This window comes from Prosthecobacter sp., from assembly GCF_044378005.1.
Taxonomy (GTDB): domain Bacteria; phylum Verrucomicrobiota; class Verrucomicrobiia; order Verrucomicrobiales; family Verrucomicrobiaceae; genus Prosthecobacter.
In genome coordinates, this window is sequence record NZ_JBILYB010000252.1 from 1 (window position 1) to 4,811 (window position 4,811).

The following is a 4,811-nucleotide window of genomic DNA, read 5'->3' on the forward strand; positions in this document are numbered from 1 at the left end:
ATAGGTGCTGCCATTGAGAATGCTGATGGTGGAGGTCTCCACATTCGTCACCCACGCGCGGCCATCGGGCGCGATGGCGATGCTGCGGGGCGCTGTGCCGACGGTGGTTTCGGCCAGTCTGGCGCGTGTCACGGCATCGAAGACGGTGACGCTGTCCGTGTCTGGATTCACCACCCAGACGCGATCATTGGCCGCAGCGCGGTCTTCGAGCACGATGCTGGAGGAAACGGCGGGCTTCCGTGCGGTGAGCGCTGCGTGGATGACCTGATAAAACGAAGCCGTGCGGACAGCGCCGGTGTTATCCGTGGCCTGGTGCGTGATGAGATAGCGACCAGGTGTGGCGAAAGTGTGTGAGGCCGTGGTGCTGGAGCTATAGGCCGTCGTGGCACCACCATCACCGAAGTTCCAACGATAGAGCGGACTCTGCCCGCCGCTGCTGCTTGCGGTAAAGGTGACGGCGCTGCCAGAGGGCGCGGCGTCCGACTGCGGTGTGTTCAGCACGAGTTCGGTATTGACCGACCAGGCGAAGTTCACACTCACGACAGGCGCTTTGCCATCACTCACGCTCACGGTGACGCTGAAGACGCCATTCGTGGTCGGCGTCCCGATGATAGCTCCGGTGAGAGCATTTAAAGTCAGGCCGGTGGGCAGCCCGCTGGCATTGAAGACGAGGGGATCATTGTCGGCATCTGCAGCGATGAGCTGGATGGAAGTCGCCACACCGACCACGCTGCCGAGAGCTCCAGGATTGGTGAGTGTGGGCGCACGATTGACCGGCCAGGGGGAGAGATACTCTCCATCGACCACCGTGGTGACGCTGCTGCCAGGGATCTGCCAGCCGACGGCGAGGTTGTCAGGTCCACCAGCGTCCTTGTGCAGCACTTCGATGTAGTAGCGCTGCCCGGCCACGAGATTGATCAGTGCTGAGGTCTGCGTGGGAAACTTCGTCCAATCACGAGGCGGGGCCCACTGCCCTAACGGAACTTGGGCGATGAGGGTGGCACCGGCCGGGCTGTCATTGGTGCTCAGATGGAGCTGGCTTTCATCATCTCCGGCGATCCAAAAGCGATACTGACCTGTCACTGGCGCATGAATCCAGCCGCGCAAACGCTGGCCGTAGGCATCTGCAAAGTCGGTCGGTGTTTCGATGCTGGTGATCTCGCTGATGCTGTCCGGTGAGTCGGGATACGCGGGACTGCCGGTGAGTTCTCCCACAGTAAACCCGATGATGTTCATCCAGATCTCACGCACCAAAGTGCCTGTGCCGAGTGTGGCGGGCGTCACAGTCCAGACGAAGCTCTGCGTGGCACTCAGCCCGGTGCTGCTGGCCACGGTGACAGTGACTGAGTAGTTGCCAGGAGCGGCGGAGATGGTGCCGCTGATGAGCCCGGTGCCCGCATGGATGCCCAGGCCCGCAGGCAGTCCCGTGGCAGTGTAGCTCATCGTGCCTGTGCCAGTCGCCGTGATCTGCAGGCTGCCTGGGAATGTGGTCTTGGTGATCTGCTGACCTGGGTTGGCAAACACGGGCGGCTGAGGCGGACTGACCTGCACTACTTTTGACACGGAATAGACGCCCCCTGCATTGTGGGCAAAGAGCATCCAGTAGCCCGGTGTCATCACGCTCGGATTGGTGTGCGCGGTGACATCGTAATTTCCGCTGCTCGGACTGGTGAAGGGCAGCTCCAGAAAGCGCAGGTCGGTGTTCATCGAGTGCGTCTGGGAGGACATCTTGATGAAGGTGAAACGGGTGATGCCAGTGCTGCCCTGCACCTGAAAAACCTGCCCGGCAGCGATGGTGGGAGGTGCAGTAGTGATGGCCGGGCGGGTGGCCAGATTGCCCGCAGCATCATAGAGCATCGGCGGTGTGTAGAGCTGTGCATCGCGATGGTCGCCATTGCCTCCGCTCAGGCCGCCGCCACCTGACCAGACGCGTCCATCCGTCAGCAGCAGGGCCAGCGAGTGATAGTTGCGCGGGACACTCATGTCGGTGACTTCACGCCACTGTCCGGTGGTGGGATTCCAGATTTCCGGGGAGAGGATGGAGCCGGTGTCGTTGAATTTAAACCCACTGGTATTCCCCCCGATCACCATGACCTCGCCATTCGGCAAAATGACGCTGTTGGCGAACTGGCGGACATACTTCATCGAGGCTGTGTTGGCCACCACCGGCGTGCCGCTGCGGATGTCGATGGTGAAGGCGAGGTTCGTGCTCGTGCCGGTGGAGGCATCGCTGGGATTCGGGGTGGTGCTGGCAGATCCTCCGGCCACCAAGATGCGACCTTCATTGAACATGGCAAAGCATCCCTCCTTCGGGAAGTGCGCGCCGGGGACGTTCACATTGGAATAGGTGAGCGATCCCGCGCCCGCAGTGGTGATCCAGTTCATCTGATCGGTCGGACCGCCGTGGAAAAGACGGTTGTCCGGCGCGAAGACGACCAGCGGATGCCAGTTCGTGACATAGCCCGGCTGTGCGACCACCGTGGCCCAGTTGATGCCAGTCAGACGGCTCCAACCTCCGGCTTCCGTCCAGCGCTCGGCGGTATTCCAACCGCCGTCACCGGTGACAGTGAAGATGCTGCCATCAGTAAGTGCGACGGAAGTATTGTACCAGCGGCCATCATTCATGTTCGGCACGGCCACCCACTGGTTCGTCCGCCAGTCGAAGATGCTGCTCAGGCGTGTGGTGTTGCGTCCGCCATTCACCATGACCCGTCCGTCTGGTAGCATCGCGGTGCCTCCGCAAAACATGTCGTGACGGGTGTTGTTGATCTCCGTGAACACCCCGGTGGTGGGATTCCAAACGGCGGCATAGGTGAACTCTGTGCCGACCGGAAAGCTGGTCCGCTGATTCGAGGCAAAGGTGAGCAACCGCCCATCCGGCAAGGTGGCTGCCGTCACAGGAATGTGCGGCGTCCAGTTGATGACGCTCCCCCAGGTGCCGACCTGGCTGCGCTCTGTGGCAGTGGGCGCAGGGCCGGTGAGCACGACGAACTTCGGAGCAAAGGCCTGTGCCTCTGCGGCAAGGGTATCGCTCAAACCGTGATCAGCAGGCCCGGCAAAGGATTGCAGGGCGACGAGCATTGACACGGAGGTCAAAATCAGTAGGCGGGTGGTCATGGAAAAAGATCTGTGGGAGAAGTGCTCAGTGCTCAGTTCTCAGTTGGCTGAGATTGGGCGTGCTGCCAGCAGTGGGGGGCCGGACGAAGGCTTAGTGCTCAGTGCTCAGTGCTCAGTGCTCAGTGCTCAGTGCTCAGTGCTCAGTGCTCAGTGCTCAGTGCTCAGTGCTCAGTGCTCAGTGCTCAGTGCTCAGTTGGCTGAGATTGGGCGTGCTGCCAGCAGTGGGGGGCCGGACGAAGGCTTCGTCCGTGAGGGTTTTGAGAAAGGCGACGAGAGCACGTTTGTCCTCGGCGCTGAGGCGGAGGCCTTCGACCGGGTGCTTGGCGAGATTCGGATCGAGCGTGGCGCTGCGTTTCACGCCGCTGGAGTAGTGCTCCACCACTTCTTCGAGCGTGCTGAACCGCCCATCGTGCATGTAGGGTGCCGTGAGGGCGATGTTACGCAGCGTGGGTGTCTTGAACTTGCCTCGGTCCGACTCAGTTCCAGTCACCAGCATTCGCCCGACATCCTCGGGCGTGAGGCTGAGGCCGTTGTTGTGAAACTGATGGTCGGTCATCAGGGTACCGCCATGGCAGTGGAAACAATCCGCACCGAACAACCCACGCTTCGGGTCATGCTCGGTGACGAAGAGCTGCAAGCCACGCTTCTCCTCCTCGGTCAGCTCCGCCACCTTGCGCACAGCTTTGTCGAACCGCGACTCCTGAGAAACAAGAGTTAGGAGGTATTGCTCCAGCGCTTTCGCGATGCGGTCGGACGTGATCCCCGAGCTGCCAAATGCCTTCCTAAATGCGGCCTTCAGTCCTTGATCCTCCGATAGCTTCGCCTCCACACGCTCCAGCGTTTCATTCATCTCATGGCTGTCAGTCACAGGCATCAGCACCTGCTCACGCAGCGTCTTCGCCCGGCCATCCCAGAAGAACCCCTGCCCCCAGGCCAGATTCACCAGCGCCATGGCATTGCGTTTTCCCATCTGCCCCTCGGCTCCGAGACTCACCCGACGCGGATCACTGAACGCGGCGCTTTGCAGATGGCAGCTCGCACAGGATTGGCTGCGGTTGATCGAGAGACGCGGATCGTGAAAAAGCTTCTTACCGAGTGCCACCGCCTCGACGGTGAGCGGATTGTCAGCAGGCAGGGCAGGCTTCGGGAAGCGCTCGGTGATCGCCAAAGGATAGGCATGCGTACCCGGCGGGAGCGAAGCGGTTTTGTCAGCGACTTCGACGGACTGATACAAATCATGGTTCACCGCCCTGACGCGGAAGGCTTTCTCCACCTGCGCCCGGAGCCGCGCCGCCAGCGGATCACCTTCACGGCTGTGAGTCGCCAAACTGTCTTTGGAAAGAACACCCGCCAGCAGCTTCTGGGCGTCCAGTTCCAGCCGGATTGTCAACGGGCCTCCACCCTGTAGGTCCACCGGCAGCTCGACATGAGCCACGTTGGCATCATTGGCCAGATGGTAGGAAAAACCGCTCGTCTGCTCGCCCGCCCCAGTGTGCCCTTCCAACGCCATGTAAATATATCCGCCCAGCCAACCCCAGTGCAGTCCACACACATCTGGATGAAGTACATGGCCGGGTGCCCATTGCGCCGGATCAGCCTTGTTGATCGCTGGTGGCACGCCGACATCGAACCGGATCGCTGTGAATTTCTCCGCTGGAATCCCATCCGCCTCCGTTCGCAATCGCCCCTTTTCC

2 protein-coding genes are annotated in these 4,811 nt (G+C 61.3%); both read right to left on the minus strand.

The annotated features are described in order from the left end of the window. The coding region (locus AC6FTP_RS25500) for a putative Ig domain-containing protein (protein ID WP_497209720.1) at positions 1–3,117 on the minus strand (3,117 nt) is incomplete at its 3' end. A 175-nt stretch (positions 3,118–3,292) separates the two neighbouring features. After that, on the minus strand, positions 3,293–4,811 hold a 1,519-nt coding region (locus AC6FTP_RS25505; protein WP_497209721.1), incomplete at its 5' end, for an MbnP family protein.